General features: G+C 37.9%; 16 protein-coding genes. 3 read left to right on the top strand and 13 right to left on the bottom strand.

Translation table 11 applies throughout. The features are described 5' to 3' along the window. Nucleotides 1-39: 39 nt before the first annotated feature. Nucleotides 40-1,383 carry an adenylosuccinate lyase gene (gene purB / locus ACOXY8_RS12960; protein ID WP_458332027.1) on the top strand — a complete coding sequence of 448 codons (1,344 nt, stop codon included), beginning with the start codon at nucleotides 40-42 and terminating at the stop codon, nucleotides 1,381-1,383. A gap of 70 nt (nucleotides 1,384-1,453) precedes the next feature. Here purB and ACOXY8_RS12955 read toward each other — a convergent pair whose 3' ends face one another. From ACOXY8_RS12955 to ACOXY8_RS12930, 6 genes are all read right to left on the bottom strand, one after another. Continuing rightward, complete coding sequence (locus tag ACOXY8_RS12955) at nucleotides 1,454-2,938, bottom strand: TolC family protein (RefSeq protein ID WP_458332026.1); 1,485 nt, start codon at nucleotides 2,936-2,938, stop codon at nucleotides 1,454-1,456. After that, complete coding sequence (locus ACOXY8_RS12950) at nucleotides 2,931-4,319, bottom strand: ABC transporter permease (RefSeq protein WP_458332025.1); 1,389 nt, start codon at nucleotides 4,317-4,319, stop codon at nucleotides 2,931-2,933. The genes ACOXY8_RS12955 and ACOXY8_RS12950 overlap by 8 nt, the downstream gene beginning before the upstream one ends. A gap of 27 nt (nucleotides 4,320-4,346) precedes the next feature. Further along, nucleotides 4,347-5,759 (bottom strand): efflux RND transporter periplasmic adaptor subunit, encoded by a 1,413-nt coding sequence (locus ACOXY8_RS12945; protein WP_458332024.1) that lies wholly within the window; start codon nucleotides 5,757-5,759, stop codon nucleotides 4,347-4,349. Between the two features lie 266 nt (nucleotides 5,760-6,025). Further along, nucleotides 6,026-7,237 (bottom strand): hypothetical protein, encoded by a 1,212-nt coding sequence (locus ACOXY8_RS12940; RefSeq protein WP_458332023.1) that lies wholly within the window; start codon nucleotides 7,235-7,237, stop codon nucleotides 6,026-6,028. Between the two features lie 22 nt (nucleotides 7,238-7,259). Then, nucleotides 7,260-8,126 (bottom strand): anti-sigma factor family protein, encoded by an 867-nt coding sequence (locus tag ACOXY8_RS12935; protein WP_458332022.1) that lies wholly within the window; start codon nucleotides 8,124-8,126, stop codon nucleotides 7,260-7,262. Then, the gene (locus tag ACOXY8_RS12930; protein WP_458332021.1) at nucleotides 8,123-8,740 is read right to left on the bottom strand and encodes an RNA polymerase sigma factor; all 618 of its coding nucleotides are present in this window, start codon (nucleotides 8,738-8,740) and stop codon (nucleotides 8,123-8,125) included. The genes ACOXY8_RS12935 and ACOXY8_RS12930 overlap by 4 nt, the downstream gene beginning before the upstream one ends. 140 nt (nucleotides 8,741-8,880) lie before the next feature. On the opposite strand from ACOXY8_RS12930, the gene ACOXY8_RS12925 reads away from it, so the two are divergent. Then, complete coding sequence (locus ACOXY8_RS12925) at nucleotides 8,881-9,657, top strand: class I SAM-dependent methyltransferase (RefSeq protein ID WP_458332020.1); 777 nt, start codon at nucleotides 8,881-8,883, stop codon at nucleotides 9,655-9,657. Here the strand turns inward: ACOXY8_RS12925 and ACOXY8_RS12920 are convergent. Continuing rightward, nucleotides 9,626-10,618: a glycosyltransferase gene (locus ACOXY8_RS12920; protein ID WP_458332019.1), complete on the bottom strand. Its 993-nt coding sequence runs from the start codon at nucleotides 10,616-10,618 to the stop codon at nucleotides 9,626-9,628. The two genes, ACOXY8_RS12925 and ACOXY8_RS12920, sit on opposite strands and share 32 nt — an antisense overlap. A gap of 95 nt (nucleotides 10,619-10,713) precedes the next feature. Between ACOXY8_RS12920 and ACOXY8_RS12915 the strand changes: the two genes are divergently transcribed. After that, complete coding sequence (locus ACOXY8_RS12915) at nucleotides 10,714-12,237, top strand: M20/M25/M40 family metallo-hydrolase (RefSeq protein ID WP_458332018.1); 1,524 nt, start codon at nucleotides 10,714-10,716, stop codon at nucleotides 12,235-12,237. 13 nt (nucleotides 12,238-12,250) lie between these two features. On the opposite strand, the gene ACOXY8_RS12910 is transcribed toward ACOXY8_RS12915, so the two are convergent. The 6 genes from ACOXY8_RS12910 to ACOXY8_RS12885 form a co-directional block, all read right to left on the bottom strand. After that, complete coding sequence (locus ACOXY8_RS12910) at nucleotides 12,251-13,222, bottom strand: glycosyltransferase family 2 protein (RefSeq protein WP_458332017.1); 972 nt, start codon at nucleotides 13,220-13,222, stop codon at nucleotides 12,251-12,253. Next, nucleotides 13,222-13,734, bottom strand: coding sequence for a DUF4199 domain-containing protein (locus ACOXY8_RS12905; protein ID WP_458332016.1), 513 nt, complete (start codon nucleotides 13,732-13,734; stop codon nucleotides 13,222-13,224). Before ACOXY8_RS12905 ends, ACOXY8_RS12910 begins: the two co-directional genes overlap by 1 nt. 101 nt (nucleotides 13,735-13,835) lie before the next feature. Beyond that, nucleotides 13,836-14,369 (bottom strand): DUF4199 domain-containing protein, encoded by a 534-nt coding sequence (locus tag ACOXY8_RS12900; RefSeq protein WP_458332015.1) that lies wholly within the window; start codon nucleotides 14,367-14,369, stop codon nucleotides 13,836-13,838. Beyond that, entirely contained in the window at nucleotides 14,366-15,628 is a 1,263-nt protein-coding gene (locus ACOXY8_RS12895) for a dihydroorotase (protein ID WP_458332014.1), read from the bottom strand. The genes ACOXY8_RS12900 and ACOXY8_RS12895 overlap by 4 nt, the downstream gene beginning before the upstream one ends. A gap of 96 nt (nucleotides 15,629-15,724) precedes the next feature. Beyond that, a complete protein-coding gene (locus ACOXY8_RS12890; protein ID WP_458332013.1) occupies nucleotides 15,725-17,725 on the bottom strand; it encodes a BatA domain-containing protein in 2,001 nt (666 codons plus the stop codon). Between the two features lie 50 nt (nucleotides 17,726-17,775). Continuing rightward, nucleotides 17,776-18,210: a nucleoside deaminase gene (locus ACOXY8_RS12885; RefSeq protein WP_458332012.1), complete on the bottom strand. Its 435-nt coding sequence runs from the start codon at nucleotides 18,208-18,210 to the stop codon at nucleotides 17,776-17,778. Between the last annotated feature and the right edge of the window lie 176 nt (nucleotides 18,211-18,386).

Below are 18,386 nucleotides of genomic sequence, written 5' to 3'. Positions count from 1 at the left end.
CAAGATTATTTGGTCAAAAATTGAAAATTTGAATATTACATGAACTTAACAAGCCTCACCTCCATTGGCCCAGTTGATGGCCGCTACAGAAGACAAACTGAAATCCTTGCTCCTTACTTTTCTGAATTTGGGCTTATTCACTACAGAGTCTTAATCGAAATCGAATATTACATTGCTTTAAGCCAGATAGAACTTCCTCATTTTGAGAAAATTAATAAAGATCAGATTGAGACATTACGAAAAATTTATCTTGAATTTTCGGAAGCTGATGCCTTAGAAATAAAGGAGATTGAAAAAACTACCAACCATGATGTAAAGGCTGTAGAGTATTTTATAAAAGACAAAATGGATGGCTTGAATTTGGGTAAAAGCAAAGAATATATCCACTTTGGCTTAACAAGCCAAGACATAAACAACACTGCCATTCCACTATCCCTAAAGGACGCAATGGAGCGGGAGGTAATCCCAATGATAGCGCAAATCGCAAACTCCCTTGCAAACCTTGCTAATCAATGGCAAAATGTACCAATGCTTGCCAAAACTCATGGGCAACCAGCTTCTCCAACTAGACTTGGGAAAGAAATTCAGGTATTTGAAGTGAGATTGAGAAAGCAACTTGAACAACTTTCTCAAATTCCATTTTCAGCGAAGTTTGGTGGTGCTACAGGGAACTTCAATGCGCATTATGTCGCATTCCCTGATAATGACTGGCATGCATTTGCAAATGGCTTTGTTAATAATACACTAGGCTTAGACCGCAGCTACCCTACTACACAAATCGAGCATTATGATAATTTAGCTGCACTATTTGATGCCTTGAAAAGAATTTCAATTATTCTGATTGATTTCAGTCGTGATATTTGGCAATATATCTCCATGGGCTATTTCAAACAGAAGATTAAGGAAGGCGAAGTAGGTTCATCTGCAATGCCTCATAAAGTAAATCCCATTGATTTTGAAAATGCAGAAGGGAATCTGGGTATTGCGGTTGCACTTTTCGAACATCTTTCAGCCAAACTTCCGATTAGTAGACTGCAAAGAGATTTGACTGATTCTACTGTCCTTCGAAATATAGGTGTACCATTTGCACATTTCGTGATTGCCCTTAAATCATTAGAAAAAGGGATAGGGAAAATGGAATTAAATGAAGCTGCAATCAATGCAGATTTAGAAGATAATTGGGCAGTAGTTGCCGAAGGCATACAAACGGTTCTTCGAAGAATAAATTATCCTCAGCCATACGAGGCCTTAAAAAAGCTAACGAGGACAAACCAAAAGATTAATGAAACAATCATTAAAGAATTTATCGATTCACTAGATGTGGCAAAAGAAATCAAGGATGAATTGAAGGCTATTACGCCATTCAATTATGTAGGGAGATAATTTGATCCCATCTGTCCGAAAACAAAAAAGCCGCGATTTGCGGCTTTTTTAATGTCAAATATTATTAAGATTAATTATTCAATGCAGGATTGTACAATAATCTATTATTAGCAAAGTCATAGAGAGTAAGTCTTCTTAAGTCGTAATAAGCTCTCCAATAATCTCTTAATGAAGTGATATATTGTAATTTCTTAGAATCCTTATCACTAAGTGCTTGATTCAATTCAAGAATTGTAGTAGAGCCCGTTAAGTAGCGACCTTGAGAAACAGTATATCTTTTGTCTGCAACCTCATCTGTTTTCTTAGCAAGCTCTATCTGCTGTGAAAGCATGTCAATTTGTGTAACCTGCGTTCTAATCTCTTGCTCAAAGTTAATAAGCTCCTGAGCAATGGTAAATTCAGTTAATTGCATGTTTGCGGCAGCAATTGCCATTCGCGACTTATTTCTGCCCCAATCAAGTATCGGAACGTTGAAGCTAATGTTTGCTCTCTGTTGACTATTTGGATCTACATAAATATCTGCAAACTGCCCAGCTCTATTGTTTAGACCGTAAGAGGCATTAAAATTCACCTGAAACCTATTGCCTTTGGCTTGCGCAACTTCTGACTCTGCTTCTAACCTTCGTCTTTCAAAGGCAAGATAATCTGCCCTGTTTTCCTTAGCATAATTTAAAGCCGTCATATAATCGACAACAAGTTGAGGAATTTCATCAGGCAATATCAAATCAATTTCAACGTCTTCATTCAATCCAATAAACGATCGCAAACGAAGCGAAGCACTTTCAAAATCAAGTTCTGCTTGAGCTACATTTTGCTGTTCGTTCAGGTATGATAGTTCAACTTGTAATACCTTATCCTCAGTAGTAGTACCAATATTATAACGATTTTTCTCAATTTTAAGAATGGTATCAGTATTTGCTAAGTTGAAATTAGCAATCTCCAATCTTACTTGGGCTTGTAGTAGTTCGAAGAATCGATCCACAGCAGTACTTGAAACAAACTCCATATCTTCCACATAACTTCTACGTGATTCTTCATAGCGAAGAGGTTCGATCTTTCTAGCCCACTTCAAACTATTATATGCGAATAATGGCTGGTTCAATTGAACATTCACAAGAGTCCCACTCCAAAGCTGCGTATTTCTATCAATATCATTGAAGAAAATAGTTTCAGAGTTTACGAATACAGAACCTCCAGTAACCGCAAGAGGTTGCTCCAAGAAAAGACGACCTGTAGAGGTAGTCTGACGTACTGGCTGGAACTGAATGGTACCATCCGGCTGTGTTACTTGAGTAAAAGATCGGTTGAAACTTGGAATCGAACCTGACAACCTGAACTGAGGATTATAATCAGATAAAAAAAGTCTGTTTTGTTGAAACTGAACTTCCTTTCTAGTCTCGGCTTGCTTTGCTGCAGGTGATTGCTCTTGAGCTCTTGTAATTACATCTTGAAGAGTAAATCTTCTTACTTCACGTGTTTGGCTATAAATATCTGTGCTTATAAACGCGAGAAAAAGCACTGATAGTAAAGAAATTCTTGTAGAAATTTTATTCATGGCGTAATGATGTTATTGGGTCTTGATTGGCGGCTCTTCTCGCAGGGGCTATGCCAAATATAAGCCCTACTGAAGCGGCAACTCCGAAAGATATAAAAATTGAACTAAAAGACACCACAGTTGGGAAATCTCCAAAGGCAGAAACGATTAATGCTAAGGCTATACCAATGGCAACTCCTACTAAACCTCCTGTAATTGAGATCATTACCGCTTCAAATAAAAATTGAAAAACAATATCGGTTTTTTGCGCCCCTAAAGAAAGTCTTAATCCAATTTCCTTAATTCGCTCTAGAACTGAAGCAAGCATGATATTCATAATACCGATACCTCCTACTAAAAGTGATATTCCTGCAATTGCTCCCAACACAATATTAAATATTTGTTGAGTTCTTTGCTGTTGTTTAAGAAGAAGCTCTGGAATAGTTACCTCAAAATCTACAACACCATAATGTCTTCTTTCAAGCATCCTAGCAATTACATCTGCAGTTGGGTTCAGCATTTCAGATTCTGTCACTTGTATCGTCAGCTTATCTATTTGATGGTAGTTGGCAGAACGGGTCGTCGTCGCTGCAGGTTGGTCATCTTCTGATATCGAAAACCTAAACCTCCCGCTTGCCATTGAAGGCCCACCGCCAGCACCCAATTGGGAAGCAGTAATCATATCTCTATTCTTATATCGCACCAATGCAGTTTGTATAGGAACATATACATCCATATTGAAATCGCGAATCCCCAAATTGCTCATAGCCTTTTCAGAAACTAACCTTTCCTCTAAAACACCAACAACTTCCATCCATTGATTACCAACTTTGATTCTCTTACCAATAGGATTCTCTCTGGAGAAAAAACGGGTACTAATACTCTTACCAATAATACATACTGGCTTGCCACTAATTAACTGATCTTGAGTAAACATTTTACCTTCATATAATTCGAAGTTTGACACTTCAAAATAGGAAGGCTCAACACCCACCAGCTTGGCAGACCTTCTAAAACCATCCTTGATGATATAGGTATCTAGAATTATTTCAGGACTGATTTTTTGAACACCTGGAATTACTTTAGTTATAGCTTCTACATCAAGCATTCTTAGTCCTGGAGAAAATTTCTTCTTTTCGTTTTCCTCTCCACCAACTTGCTCATCTACTTGTTCTACTACTGGATTGATAATGATATTATTGACGCCAACCAGTTTGATTTGCTCCATAATATCCTGTTGCGCTCCGTTACCAATGGCTAGCATGGCAATTACAGCCGCTACACCAAATATAATCCCAAGTGCTGTAAGCAGTGATCGAACTTGATTAGCTAAAACAGCCTCAAGGGCAATCGAGAAATTAGCAAAAATTCTTTCCCTATTTTCTACCCAATATTTAAACATAATTTCCTTATTTAGGTGAAAATAAAATTATCTACCTGAGGCCGCAGCACCAGCACTTTTTCTCATCTCCTCCATTCGCTTCTTCATCTCTGGAGTCATCTCAACTTCTCTTCCATCAGGTAATGTTACTTTTTCAGAACCTGACTCACTAACTTCACTTTCTTGTTCTACTTGCTCAAGCTGTCTCTGACGTTTTCCATTCATAGATGGCAATAAGTTTATTTCATTATCGCGATGAGCGGGAGGTTCAGATAGATATATTCTATCGCCAGCTGCTAAACCCTGTAGTATTACCGTTTCATTGTTGTTAGATAGCCCAAGTTCAACTTCTTGTTTTTGGCCGTTAGATCTGTAAACATAGTTGATTGAATCACTCTCTACGAACAAGCCTTCCAAAGGGATAAACAAAGCATCTTCAATTTCTTCGGCAATGATCGTATTACTTGTAGTCATTGCTGGTCTTAGAGATGGGTCCGATTCGTTAATCAAAATCGTAACTTCAAAAACCTTCGCATCAGAATTTGGATTCTGCTGACCTACGTTCGAAACACGAACAACTTTACCTGTTAATCTTTTATCAGGAAATGCATCTAAGCCTAATTTTACTTCTTGGCCATTTTTAACTCTTCTAATATCAACCTCATTCACGTAAGTAATTGAGTTCATAGTAGTAAGATCAGGCAAAGTAGCTACTACAGGATTCCAAGAAGTAATAGTAGAACCTTCCATTACTCTAGAACCATCAAACCCCTTTTCATAAATTACCATACCATCTTGAGGAGCATAAATAGTAAACTCATCCATTAAGCTATTCAATTCTTCAAGTTCTCTTTGCTCTTCCCTTAATCTTGAAGCTCTTTCTCGCATTCTAGCTTGACTTTGTTGTACTTTGATTTGGTAGCTTTCTTTTGCTTGTTCCAAATCTCTCAATGCTTTATCTAAAGCAATTTCATTTTGTCTGATAGTTGCAGGTGGCTCGAATTGCGATTGCTCAAGAATAAGTTTACGCTCTTCAACACCATATTCAAGGTTGATAATTTGATCCCTCTCTGTTCTTAATGTTAAAGCAGTATCCAATTGTGTTTGCTCAAACTGAGCTGTCTCAGTTTCTACCTCTATTTCTGAATCAGCAATTCGACCGTACAATTCAGATCTATCGAGCATTGCTACGAAGTCACCTTGTTGTACAACTGTTCCCTCTTCTACTAGTCTCTCTATTTTAAGGTTATTTAGTCTAAAATTTCTTGCTCTTTCTGGACCGCGAATTTGCGTTGATCTTGCTGCAATTAATTCACCAGTGGTTGAAATTTCAACTGTAAATTTGCCCTGCTGTACAGTTGTGAAAATTTCACGTTCATCCGTGCTACCACTTTTACTCCAGATAACGGCTGCTATCAATATTACTACCAATGCTATTGGTAAAACAATTCTCTTCTTCATATCAATTTGGGTTCTTAATTTATGGGATCCGAGTTACATGTGTTCAAACGACAAAATTAGCGGGATAGTTTGTGAAAGACATTCCATACAAATATGAAAAGTACCATTAAAATAAATAATGATACAAAAATCGCTTGAAACTTAACAAGACCCTTTTAAGACTTCCTAAATCAGAAAAAGTTTAATTTTTTTTCAAAAAACTTTCCCGACAAAAATATGTCGGGAAAGCAGAAGAGTGATAAACCAAAACTAATCAACCTTTAAACTTAATTTTCAATAACTTTCAATTTTGAAATTGCCTGAGATCTAGATAACTTTCCTTGATTGTAATCCTCTATCGTTGCCCTATCCATTTCTACCTTTAGCATATTTGGAATACCGCAACCATCACATTTTGTCATTCTAATATTGAATACAATCTTCTCGTTACCCTCTAATGACTTTACTGTACGCCCATAATCAACAAGGTTCTCTTTGAAACTTTTCAAAAAATTTGGATACGCTGCTTTTACTAATTCATTCCTATTCTTCTCATCAACAGTTTCCGCTCCCATAGAAAGGGTTGGTAATCTATAACCAAAACTATCATTATAAGCAGAGTAAACAGCCCATGAATATATCGCCCCCATTCCTTTTGTCTTCACAATTGTCGGGTTTGTTGTAGAGAAGTAGGTTTTCGAATTTCTTTCGGAATAAAGACTATTCATTAACTCGCCTAATACACGTAAATCAGTAGCAACTTCTTCTGGTAGATTTTCTTCTACTTCAATTTTACTAAGCGCTTCTTCTTTAGTGATATTACCACTTCTGTAGGCATCAGCATCTTTCTTTGTAATGCTAAAGCTTCTTGTGGCTTTATTAGTACTATTAAAGCTCCAAATAGCTACATTATCCCTAGTCCCCTTCCCTTCAGTTTCCATTTTAACAAAAGGGTACTGAACCACTATTTTCTCATCGGGCTTCAGATCCTTTAGAAAGGACCCATACTCAATCAAAAACTCTCTTATTGATTCGTCAGTTTTTTCTTCTTGATCCTTATTGTTGTTTTCAGACCAAAATGAGGTTGTTCCTAAAACATTCTCTGTTGAAGTTGACCCATTATTCCCACTGGTCACACTAAGTGCTTTACCTGCAACTCTTCTATCTAATTCTTCAATCTCTTCAAAATTTACATTAGCTCCACTTGTTTGTGTTCTCAACGTCACATATTGACCTGCATTCAAAAAAACAAATCCCCCACCTTGGAGATCAAATACAACTCCAAACCCTTCATTATAAGACGTTTCAATCCCATCAGTACCAATTCTCGCAATCGCAAAAGAATTTCTAGTATTTGTTTTTAACAGGGACGAAAGCAAATTAGATGTTACCTCCATATCTCTTTTAAGAGACTCTGATTCCTGTGCTTGTAGCGAAAATGTAGTCGACATGAGCAATATAATGCTCAAAATCATCGACATAGACTTATTATTCTTCATCGTTTTCATTTCAATTGTGTTTTTAATTTGGTTGTGTCACTGATACTATCAGATTAGACAAATATTGTGTTGTTTCTAATTGGCGTTGCTCCGCATCTTTTGCAAGGCTTACCAATCCATTCTCAATCATCTCAAGATCTTCGAGGCGTTGGGAATTATAGTAAGTATTAAACTCATTAAGCGCACCTAGAATAGCCTGTTGCTGATCAATTGATGCCATTGCAATTATTTCCTCCATTTCACGTCGATTACTTTCTTGCATTCCCGCCATTAATGTTCTGAGCGTTTCATCTTCATTTAGCTTACGATTAATCGCTAAGGCCAACTCTTGTCGATATTGTGCCTTGAAGGCTTGCAATCTCCCATCTAACTGCTCACTATATTCGCTGACACTTTCTTCCATCGAAACCAGTCTGTGATCATATTTGCCATCCATATAATCTATGAGCTGTTTATCTCTAGATTTAAGTTCCGCCAAGATTTCAGCTTTCAGGTTTTCCCTTAGCTCAGCTTCATTGTTTTGCTCACCAAAACTCAATGCAAATCCTCCTTTCCCAATCTCAAAATTTGTTTTCGTCAGATTTCCGGCAATTAGCAATAGTGCAATAGCTGCAGCTATACTCAGCCATTTCCAGCCGGGCCAGTATCCTCCCGCTATTTGGGGGTTATGGCTTAGTACAATGTCCTTTCTATCGAAATGTACAGCCGGTTCAAGTACTTCCTTATCTTCAGCAAAGGCCAGCACCTTGCGCATTCCTCGCATGGCTTCATATTCCATTTTTACATCAGGATTTTCCTTAATGCATTGTTCGATATGCCTTGCTTCTTCGCTGTTACATTCACCATATATGTAGGCAATCAATTGCTCTTCAGTAGGTTGCTTTTTCATGATAACAAGGATTCTAATGTCAAATTTCTTCTTTCAAATTCACGTCTAAGACTCTTAAGCCCATAATACAGTCTCGATTTGGCTGTATTTTCTGAGATATCGAGGGTTTCGGCAATTTCTCGAAACCTAAATCCCTCATATTCCTTCATGATTACCACCACACGTTGATCGGGCGGGAGGTGATTGATCATTTCAAAAAGCATCTCACCTAGTTCGGCTCTATCCAGCTGCGCGCTTGGGTCAAGTGGCGAATGATGCTTTATTTCTCTTCCGCTCTCAATGCTTTCATCACCATGTTTCGATAAGGAAAATACTGAGAATATTTTTGTCCGATTTTTCCTGCGCACTTCCTCATGGCAACTATTAAAGGCAATTCGATACAACCAGCTTTTGAAATGCTCAGCTTCTTTTAGCGTATGTACTTTTCGGTACATGTTAATAAAAGTTTGCTGCGAAGCTTCCGACGCTAAATCGTGATCATTGAAATAGCGATAACAGAAATTGTAAATTCGCTTATACCAAACCTTCACAAGGTCGCTAATAGCATCTTTGTTGCCTTCTATGGCTGATTCAACTTGCGAAAATGAATTCAATTTTACGTCTGGCTTGGTCATTCGATCTTGTTTGCCTTTCTGTTAGCTTAGATGGCTCCTTGGTAAAAATAGTTTTAATCACCGATAATATTTTTTAATTGTTCCATAGATCTTCAGCAATTCCCCACAATTGATCATTTTTTAGCACCTTTGTGCCCAATATGAAACGGATTATCAGTTTTGTTATACGTAAAATTCCTCGCAAATACCTGCAAGTAATTAGCCCGTTAGCACTTTCGGTATTAGGTTTATTTTACGCAGGTAATAAGGTAACCTGCCCTATTAGCGGCAGGAGTTACCGCAAATTCCTCCCTTATGGCCGCACCAATCCAAGACCAAATGCACTTTGCCCGGATTCACTTTCTCTGGAAAGACATAGACTGATTTGGCTGTATTTAAAGGAGCGAACAAACTTCTTTACTGAAAAATTGCATTTCTTACACATCGCACCAGAACAGTGCTTCTTAAAGAAATTTGAACAACAACATGGCGAAGGCTATATCACTGCGGATATTGAATCGCCTCTAGCCAAAGTAAAAATGGACGTCCATGCTATTCCATTTGAAGATAATACCTTCGATGCTGCCATGTGCAATCATGTGATGGAGCATGTAGAGGACGATCATAAAGCTATGACGGAGATATTGAGAGTATTGAAACCAGGAGGCTGGGCCATAATTCAAATTCCTATATTTCATCCAGTACCTGAGGTTACTTTCGAAGATAAAACGATCACAAGTCCAAAGGACAGATTGAAGTATTTTGGACAAGAAGATCATGTTCGCTTGTATGGAAAAGACTATCCGAATAAACTTCGAGCTGCGGGGTTCATTGTGCGGGAGGATGACTTCGTAATGCAACTGCCTGCCGAAACAGTTGCCAAATATGCTTTACCAGCTGATGAAATTATTTATTTCTGTCAGAAAGCGGGTGCTTAAACCCGCGAGTAAGCTCTGTGAGGAATCCAACTCCATAAGCCGATAATTGCACCAAAGCTGCCCACAGGCTCAATAGCCCAATTTTCAAGCTCTTGTATTGGAATGTGGCGTCTATCGCAATTAGCAAAAAGTAAAATGCATAAACTCCTAGCAAAAACACTCCAATGCTTGGCAGCAAAAAAACAATTAATAGTGAAATGGCTAATCCTACAGTAAATACTGCCGGAAACAAATGAACGAGCTTAATTTCCTCTTTATAAAATCTACCAATGTTAATTCTTGCCCTCCCAAAAAAATGTAGCTGCTTATAAAACTGAGCAAAGTTGGTGCGTCGTTTATGAAAAACTATGGCTTTATCAACAAGTGCTACCTTAAATCCAGCTTTGATTATTCTAATGCTATACTCAATATCCTCTCCCATTCGGGTAATAGCAAAGCCACCAACTTTCTTAAAAACTTCTCGCGAAATTCCCATATTAAAACTTCGAGGATGATATATGCCAGCATGCTTTTTCCTCCCGCGGATTCCGCCGGTTGTAAATAGCGAAGTCATGGAATAGGAAATGGCTTTTTGGATATCGGTGAAGCTAGCATGGGCTGCATCCGGACCGCCCCAAGCATCGAGTTTTCTCTCTTTCAATACTTCATTTACTTCTGTAAAGTAATTGGGCGGAATAATACAATCTGAATCGAAAATCACGAAGTAATCACCTCCCGCCTTTTCCATCCCAAAATTTCGACTAAACCCTTGACCGGAGTTGGGCTTTTTGAAATAGCGAATATTTAGTTTTTCTTGAAAGTGGATTACCTCATTTTCACAATCTATTGTGGATCCATCCTCAATTACCAGTACTTCAAAATCTTTGAATTCCTGCAATACCAAACTTTCCAATAGCTCCCGAATTTCGTCAGGTCTATTATACACGGGTATTATTACTGAGTATTTAGGATTTTGAGCCATCTGAATTTAGAAGAACAAATAAACGATTAAATACAGGTTTATCCAGCCAAATGAAGCTTCAAAATGATTAAATTTAGCATTGAAAATCTAAAATTATGACAAATCGATTTATTCTCGCACTTTCATTTTTGCTTTTGCAGCTTTCTATAAATGCTACGGCGCAGCATACTGCGGCACAATTGGATGCCACCGCAAAGAAATATGCCGCACAAAGTTGGGATATGTTTAATGAACTCTTGAGTATTCCTAACGATGCCCATTTTCCGGATTTTATCGAAAAAAACATTTTGTGGTGCGAGAGTGCTTTTGAAGCTAGAAAATTCACAGTCAAAAGACTAGCGACACCAACCGTTCCAATTTTGCTTGCTGAAAGGAAGGTTCCTAATGCAGAAAAGACAGTATTAATCTACCTCCAAATAGATGGGCAGCCAGCTGATCCGAAGTTTTGGGCGCAAAAAAGCCCTTGGATTCCCGTATTGAAAGCTCAAAATGAAGAAGGAAAATGGGAGGAAATAAACTGGGAAAAAATATACGGTGATTATGATCCTGATTGGCGAATTTTTGCAAGATCGGCCTCTGATGCCAAAGGCCCGGCAGCCGCATTCCTCACGGCATTGGATGCCGCAAAAGAACTTGGAATCGAACCCAATTACAATATCAAAGTGATTTTGGATTTTGAAGAAGAGCTTGGCTCGCCGCATTTGCCGGAAGCCGTGGAAAAGTATAAAGCAGATTTTGCAGCTGATATGATGATCATCTATGATGGTCCACGCCATGCGAGTAATGAACCTACTTTGACTTTTGGCGCAAGAGGAATTTCATTGGTGACCTTGACAACCTATGGGCCGAGAGTACCACAACATAGTGGGCATTTTGGAAATTACGCTCCAAATCCAGCTTTACTTCTAGCACAATTGCTCAGCAGTATGAAAGAAAGCAATGGCCGTGTAAGCATTGGTGGCTGGTACGATGGTATTGAATTAACTGCCGAAGAGTTGGCAATTCTGAAGGCAGTTCCAGATAATGAGGAAGAAATAATGAAGAAAATTGGTGTGGCAAGAATTGATGCCGTCGGAAGTTTTTATCAAGAATCGGTGCAATTTCCTTCATTGAATATACGTGGAATGGCTTCGGCTTGGGTTGGCGATGAAGCTAGAACCATTGTGCCTGCTACGGCAACCGCTGAATTAGATATTCGTCTTGTACCTGAATCCGATCCTGCCTTATTGCTTGATTTATTAAGAAGGCATTTGCAGAGGGAGGGATTTTTCGTGACTGAAAATGAACCAACTGAAGAGGAGCGAATGAGTTACCCGAAAATTGTCCAAATGAATGGTAGAACGGCATATAAAGCATTTAGAACTCCATTTGATAGCGAGGTAGGAATTTGGCTCAACAATGCCATGGTAAGAGCATTTGAAAAAGACCCAGTGAAAATTCGGATTTCGGGAGGTTCAATTCCTATTTCGCCATTTGTAAGCACGCTTGATATTCCAGCAGTAACTGTACCGACTGTAAACAACGACAACAACCAACATAGCCCCAATGAAAATATAAGACTAGGTAATTATGTAGATGCCATTCGTACCTTTTTAGCAATAATGGGCGAAAAACTTTAAAAGGAATCAGGCTTTAGCTTGAGGTTCGCTCAGCAATATTGTATTCATCTTTGCGGTGATTTTTCATTGCCCATAACTCGGCAAGGAAACCAGCCATAAAAAGCTGCACACCAATGAGCAAGGCTACCAAAGCCAAGAAAAATAGCGGCTGATCAGTAACCTCCCGCCTAAGTGGGATTCCAGAAATGTAAATAGAGTATATCTTATCCCAAAGAATTTTTACAGTAAAAATCAGCCCGAAAAGGAATGATAAAGTTCCTAATGTTCCAAAGAAGTGCATTGGGTTTTTTCTGAATTTCATTACAAATGTAATGGAAAGCAGATCGAGGAAGCCGTTGATAAAACGCTCTAAACCGAATTTTGTATACCCATATTTCCGGGGGCGATGCTCGACAACCTTTTCTCCAATTTTCTTAAAGCCATTCCATTTTGCAATCACCGGTATATAGCGATGCATTTCGCCATACACTTGAATATGCTTAATAACTTGTTTACGGTAGGCCTTTAATCCGCAATTAAAATCGTTGAGGTTTATACGACTGATTTTGCGAGTCACAAAATTGAAAAAGCGAGAGGGAATGGTTTTGGAAATAGGATCTTTACGATGTTTTTTCCAACCTGAAACGACATCAAAGCCTTGCTCAGAAATCATTTTATATAGGTCAGGAATTTCATCTGGACTATCCTGCATATCGGCATCCATAGTAATTACTACGTCACCAACAGCCTCATTGAAGCCAACTTGAAGAGCCGCAGATTTGCCATAGTTTCGCATAAAGCGGATACCTTGAACTTGCTGAAATTTGGCAGATTGCTCTTGGATTACTTTCCAGGAAGTATCTGTACTGCCATCATCAATCAAGAGTACTTGAAAGGAAAAACCGTGCTTTACACAAACACGGTTAATCCATTCACATAATTCCGGTAAAGATTCCTCTTCATTGAAAACAGGAACAACTATAGAAATCTGAATACTTTTGTTCATTACATGCCAAATTCAGGCTCGTCCTTTTTGGTAATTGCAGCTATAATTAAGCTAATGATTACGCCAAAAATAAGGGAAAAAATCAATGCCATCACTAAAACTGCTTCAGCAGAGGTGAAAAGATCAATCATTTCAGCGGCTGGATTATTAGCACCACCTCCTTGACTTTCCATTTGCATAAGAGCTTGTTCTCTTGCTGCAATTAAACTAGAGCCATCAATAAATTTCAAATAAACATATACAATTATAGAATTTATGATTGTACTGATTAATACAACCATAAAGCCTAGTCTAAAGCCTTCACCAAAACTCATAAAACCATTTCCCGAATTTTTAAATTCGCGATGAGCCATAACTATCCCGCCAATCAAAATGAGTACGGTAATCCATTGAGCTGGATTCTGAGTTGATGATGATGTAATTAAGAAAATTACTGAAATAATAACTCCAATTAGGCCAACGATACCACCATATCGCATACCTAGTGAACTGATACTTGGTCTTTCTTCCATGATTATTAATGTTTTAGGTTCTCAAGCAAGATATTCATCTATCGCTTAAACTTCAATTCAATAGGGCTTAATGGTTCTTAATACCCTTGAGCGATTAATTTTTACTTCGATTGAGGTTTGAGCTTTCTAAAAATAACAGTAACTAATGGAGATAACACCAAACCCGCTAGTATTTTTTTCACAAATGCATCCAAAACCAATGCAGACTTTCCCATCTCATTAGTCTTATCAATTTGATTTTGAATAAAATCTTCACCTAGGCTCTCTAATTTAGAAGGCGGCATATTGTTGAGCTGCTCAATACTAGAAATGCGGTAATTCTCAATAAAATCCGGCTCGATCACACCAATAAATAGTAAAATAAATAAGCCAAAAACTGAGGAAAAAGTAATGTAATGGAAAAAACCAATCGTCATTCCTTGACCAAAACTCAAAAGCCTATTGTTATAATAATCACGAAATTCCTTCATCCCTACACCTAAAGTGAGGAAGATTAATAACCCATCAATAAATAACATATGCAAATTTACCATTGGCTCTTGACCCGTATAATGCAACGCCAAAAAAGCCATTATAGAGAGAACAGATGCAACTAAGCCATATCGACTACCAACGCCAGCCAAAAATTTTGTCATATGTAAAACTCTTGAAATTCACCTCTAATCACTCCAATCACTTTTCCTTTTAATTCCTTCCCGAAAAAGGGTGAGTTTTCTGATTTAGAAAAATTGTTGTTTTTATCGAAAGTCCAATTTGTGTCAGGGTGAAAAATGCTCAAATTAGCTTCTGCCCCTTCTGTAATTGTTGGGACTTCTAATCCTAAAAGTTTTCTAGGAGCTAGGGCCAATTTATCAATTAGTAATTCTATTGATAATTGGTCTTTCAGGCTATTTAAAATTGGATAGACTGTTTGCAATGCGATAATACCATTCTCTGCCAAATCAAACTCCAGATTTTTTGACTCCACATCTTGCGGCTGATGAGATGATACAATTACATCTATGGTTCCATCTTTCAAGCCTTCAATAAGTGCTTCTCTATCTCTTTTACTACGAAGCGGTGGATTCACTTTGTGATTTGTATCAAAATCTGCTACATCTTCATCTGTAAATAGCAATTGATGAGCTGCAACATCACAAGTAATTTGCATTCCTTCGGCTTTAGCCTCTTTTATTCGCTGAACACTTCCTTCACAGGAAATATTGGAAAAATGAATTCGGCCATTCGTGTATCTCAATATTTCGATATCTCGAGCTACCATCAATTCTTCTGCAAGAGAAGGAATTCCCTTCAAACCTAGATGGGTGCTTACCAAACCTTCGTGCATGGTACCAAAACGCGACAACAATTTATCCTCAGGCCTATTAATAAGCAGACCATTAATTGGTTGCAAATATTGTAAGGACTTCAACAAAATATCAGGATGCCATACTGGCTTCAAACCATCCGAAAAAGCAACCGCACCTGCATTACTCAAATCGAGCATTTCAGTCAAGTCTTCTCCTTCGGTTTCCAAACTAACCGCCGCAATTGGGAAAATTTGTACTAAGCGATGTGGATTTCCTTTTGAAACGGAAGTGACAGCATTTTTGCTTTGAATTACCGGTTTGGTATTGGGCAATATCGCTACACCAGTAAATCCACCAGCTGCTGCGGCATTAGCACCCGATTCCAAATCTTCCTTATGCTCGAAGCCCGGGTCAGCAAAATGTGCTTGCATATCGAACCATCCTGGCGACACAAACCCACCTCCCGCATCTACCAATTTATCAGCTGACAATATATCATCTGATATAGATTTAATCACTCCATTCTCAATCAAAATGTTCTTTTTCAAACTGTTATGAATTGAACGAGGATCAAGAATAGATACGTTTTTGAGCAGGATTTTCATTAGCATTTAATTGATTTTCAACATCAAGAGGAAAACACATTTGGCAAATTTACCAATCATTATAAATAAATGGCTAAATCTTGCTAGACAATTATTTTACTTGATGAATCGAATAATAAGGATTTCGCAAACAAAGAAGAATACAGCAATCAACAAAGCGTATTTCCAAAGTGGAAAACCAGAAAAGCGGGAGGATAGTTTTTGTTCAAAGTTATTCAGTTCCTGCGTTTCTGAAATGTTGAGATTGCTGATAAACTCAGCCACTCTTGTCAATTGAGCAGCATTTAGAAACTGCTGAATCGATTCTCCCTTCGGTAAGTTAAAAGCCAAGATTGAAACTATATCATCACCCTGCCTCACTTCATAAAAACCGGGCCTAAGAAAGCCTTCTTGTAAATTCATAATTAGCCTATTCCCAACCATTCTTTGATCTGGGATAAATTCTTCATTTTCGTTTACAAGCGTAAAAATATCATTAGTGTTTGCGCCCTCTACTTTCAGAGAAACAAAACTGCTATTGGTATAATGGTATAGTGAATTGCTGGATTGCCTTGACAAACTGGCCATTTTGTACATCAAAGGGACAAATAATGCATGGCGCGGGAGGTTTGTGAAGTCATCGGACAATGGGCTAGCAAAAGAGTAAAGATTACCAAATTCTCCCGTTGCAACCAAAAAAGGTGTACCATTCCGAAGAGTGATAAATGTATTTCGCTGGCTTGGCAACATATATTCAGCTCTGGCTGAAGGTAATTCAATATTTGATTCCAATTCAGTAAACACATCACTAAAAAGGGGGTTTTCAATATCAGGCTGGCTAAATTGTGACAAGCTTGGTTCAGTTGAAGACCTTATCATAGAAAACCCTTCGAGTAATGAAAAACTATTCAATTGCATCGTTTCTGAGGGGATAATCAAAACAGCTCCACCATCTGCCATAAAACTATTGATATTGCTGGCCAAAGGAGAAGATAGATTATCAATTTCATTTAGGATTATCAAATCCGCTTCTTCCAACAAAGTATAATCAACATTGGATTGCGGATAATAAGAAAAATCGAATAAGGCTTCATTCCCATAAACACCTTCTAAAAATGGCGAGGATCCTGATTCACCAAGCTGAATTATTTTGATTCGATCTTGTCCACGTAGCACCAAATCAAATTGGTTATCATACGTATTCGGAAAATCATCAATTACGATAGAGACTTGAGCACTTTCTTCAACATCGACATTGATTGGGAAATTAACTTCAGTACTACTCTCAGCAGAAATTCGAGTACTTGTACTTCCTTGATTATCTCCATTTACAATAAGTCTAACGGGAATCTCACCAGTATCTTGAGAGCCCGAATTTCGCAAGCGTACTACCAAGCTATTGGGTTCACCTTTAATGAAAAATGGACTAGCCAAGTAAGTTGAATCAATAAATACATTACTAGAAATTGTGCCTTCGATAGCTAAGAAATTGAATTGCCTGATACTATCTGCTGGCAAAAATTCATCAGCGGCAACATCATTCACTTGAAAGTCAGAAACAACATAAACCTCCTTATAATCAGAGCCACTCTCTTCTATAAGATCCTTTGTGAATTGTAATGGATTACCAATTTGAAAATCTGTATTCAATGAGGACAATTCATCAAGAACTTCTTCTGCAGATTTGTAAGTACTAAGTCTAGATGGGCTAGAATTAGTGTATAATTGAAATCGATACGTATCTGGATAGGCATTTACGATATCTTGAGTCAATTTAACTCCTTGATCAATTTTCTTAATCCCGCTAGCAAACTCACCTTCCATACTCAAGGAATTGTCTATATGGATAATTACTTGACCAGTGCTGTCTTGCTGTTCTCCATTTTTAAATGGTTGAGCAAATGCAAGAACAATAAATGTTATAAATAGCAATCGCGAAGTGAGAATCAACCATTCCTTAAGTTTGCGCTTTTTCTGGTTACTTTCCTTTACCTCCCGCAAAAATCTAGTGCTAGAAAACACTACACGTTTTGTCTTTCTAAAATTAAAAAGATGGATAATGATGGGTATAAGAAGAGCTAAAAAGCCCCAAAGAAAAATCGGATTGGCGAATGTCATGAGTTAAATCTACAAAAGGAAACGCATTGAAAAGTGAAATGTTATAAGGCTTACAATTCACCTATGTCCTCAGACCATAAAGCTGGATTATTCTTTATAAAACTATCCATCATCTCAAAACATTCAGGCAAATTCAGGTCTATCACTTCTACACCATGAGACTCCATAAATTCACGAGCTCCAGAGAAAGTTTGAGACTCTCCTACAATTACTTTTGGAATTTTAAACTGCACAATTGTACCTGCGCACATGTAGCAGGGCATTAATGTACTGTAAATTACAGTATTTTTATAACTACCAACACGGCCTGCATTAAATAAACAATCCATTTCGCCATGCAAGATTGGGTTCTTTTCTTGAACACGTTTATTGTGTCCTTTGGCAATCAATTTACCGTCTTTTACTAATACAGAACCAATTGGAATACCTCCTTCACTTTGGCCTAGAAGAGCTTCATCAATAGCCATTTTCATAAATTCATCCATAGCGCAATAATTTTTCTCTAAAATAGGGAATAAGCTAATAGCAGACGAATAAAATACTTGGAAGGTTGAATTAGCGGGAGGTTAGGACTACTTAATTTGATTTCGTATAAACGCAAAAACGCCCGATAGAAGTGCATCTATCGGGCGTTCGAATAAAAATACGGCGACGACCTACT

Origin of the sequence: Peijinzhouia sedimentorum (genome assembly GCF_049340005.1) — a bacterium.
Lineage (GTDB): Bacteria > Bacteroidota > Bacteroidia > Cytophagales > Cyclobacteriaceae > CAXBDP01.
This window is presented reverse-complemented; position numbering and strand designations above follow the sequence as displayed.

Coding starts and splice junctions, on each gene's coding strand:
- ACOXY8_RS12895 (WP_458332014.1), bottom strand. CDS start 15,628: ATGAAAATCCTGCTCAAAAACGTATCTATTCTTGATCCTCGTTCAATT.
- ACOXY8_RS12920 (WP_458332019.1), bottom strand. CDS start 10,618: ATGGCTCAAAATCCTAAATACTCAGTAATAATACCCGTGTATAATAGA.
- ACOXY8_RS12885 (WP_458332012.1), bottom strand. CDS start 18,210: ATGGATGAATTTATGAAAATGGCTATTGATGAAGCTCTTCTAGGCCAA.
- ACOXY8_RS12890 (WP_458332013.1), bottom strand. CDS start 17,725: ATGACATTCGCCAATCCGATTTTTCTTTGGGGCTTTTTAGCTCTTCTT.
- ACOXY8_RS12945 (WP_458332024.1), bottom strand. CDS start 5,759: ATGAAGAAGAGAATTGTTTTACCAATAGCATTGGTAGTAATATTGATA.
- ACOXY8_RS12925 (WP_458332020.1), top strand. CDS start 8,881: ATGAAACGGATTATCAGTTTTGTTATACGTAAAATTCCTCGCAAATAC.
- ACOXY8_RS12955 (WP_458332026.1), bottom strand. CDS start 2,938: ATGAATAAAATTTCTACAAGAATTTCTTTACTATCAGTGCTTTTTCTC.
- ACOXY8_RS12950 (WP_458332025.1), bottom strand. CDS start 4,319: ATGTTTAAATATTGGGTAGAAAATAGGGAAAGAATTTTTGCTAATTTC.
- ACOXY8_RS12940 (WP_458332023.1), bottom strand. CDS start 7,237: ATGAAGAATAATAAGTCTATGTCGATGATTTTGAGCATTATATTGCTC.
- ACOXY8_RS12930 (WP_458332021.1), bottom strand. CDS start 8,740: ATGACCAAGCCAGACGTAAAATTGAATTCATTTTCGCAAGTTGAATCA.
- ACOXY8_RS12935 (WP_458332022.1), bottom strand. CDS start 8,126: ATGAAAAAGCAACCTACTGAAGAGCAATTGATTGCCTACATATATGGT.
- purB (WP_458332027.1), top strand. CDS start 40: ATGAACTTAACAAGCCTCACCTCCATTGGCCCAGTTGATGGCCGCTAC.
- ACOXY8_RS12900 (WP_458332015.1), bottom strand. CDS start 14,369: ATGACAAAATTTTTGGCTGGCGTTGGTAGTCGATATGGCTTAGTTGCA.
- ACOXY8_RS12915 (WP_458332018.1), top strand. CDS start 10,714: ATGACAAATCGATTTATTCTCGCACTTTCATTTTTGCTTTTGCAGCTT.
- ACOXY8_RS12905 (WP_458332016.1), bottom strand. CDS start 13,734: ATGGAAGAAAGACCAAGTATCAGTTCACTAGGTATGCGATATGGTGGT.
- ACOXY8_RS12910 (WP_458332017.1), bottom strand. CDS start 13,222: ATGAACAAAAGTATTCAGATTTCTATAGTTGTTCCTGTTTTCAATGAA.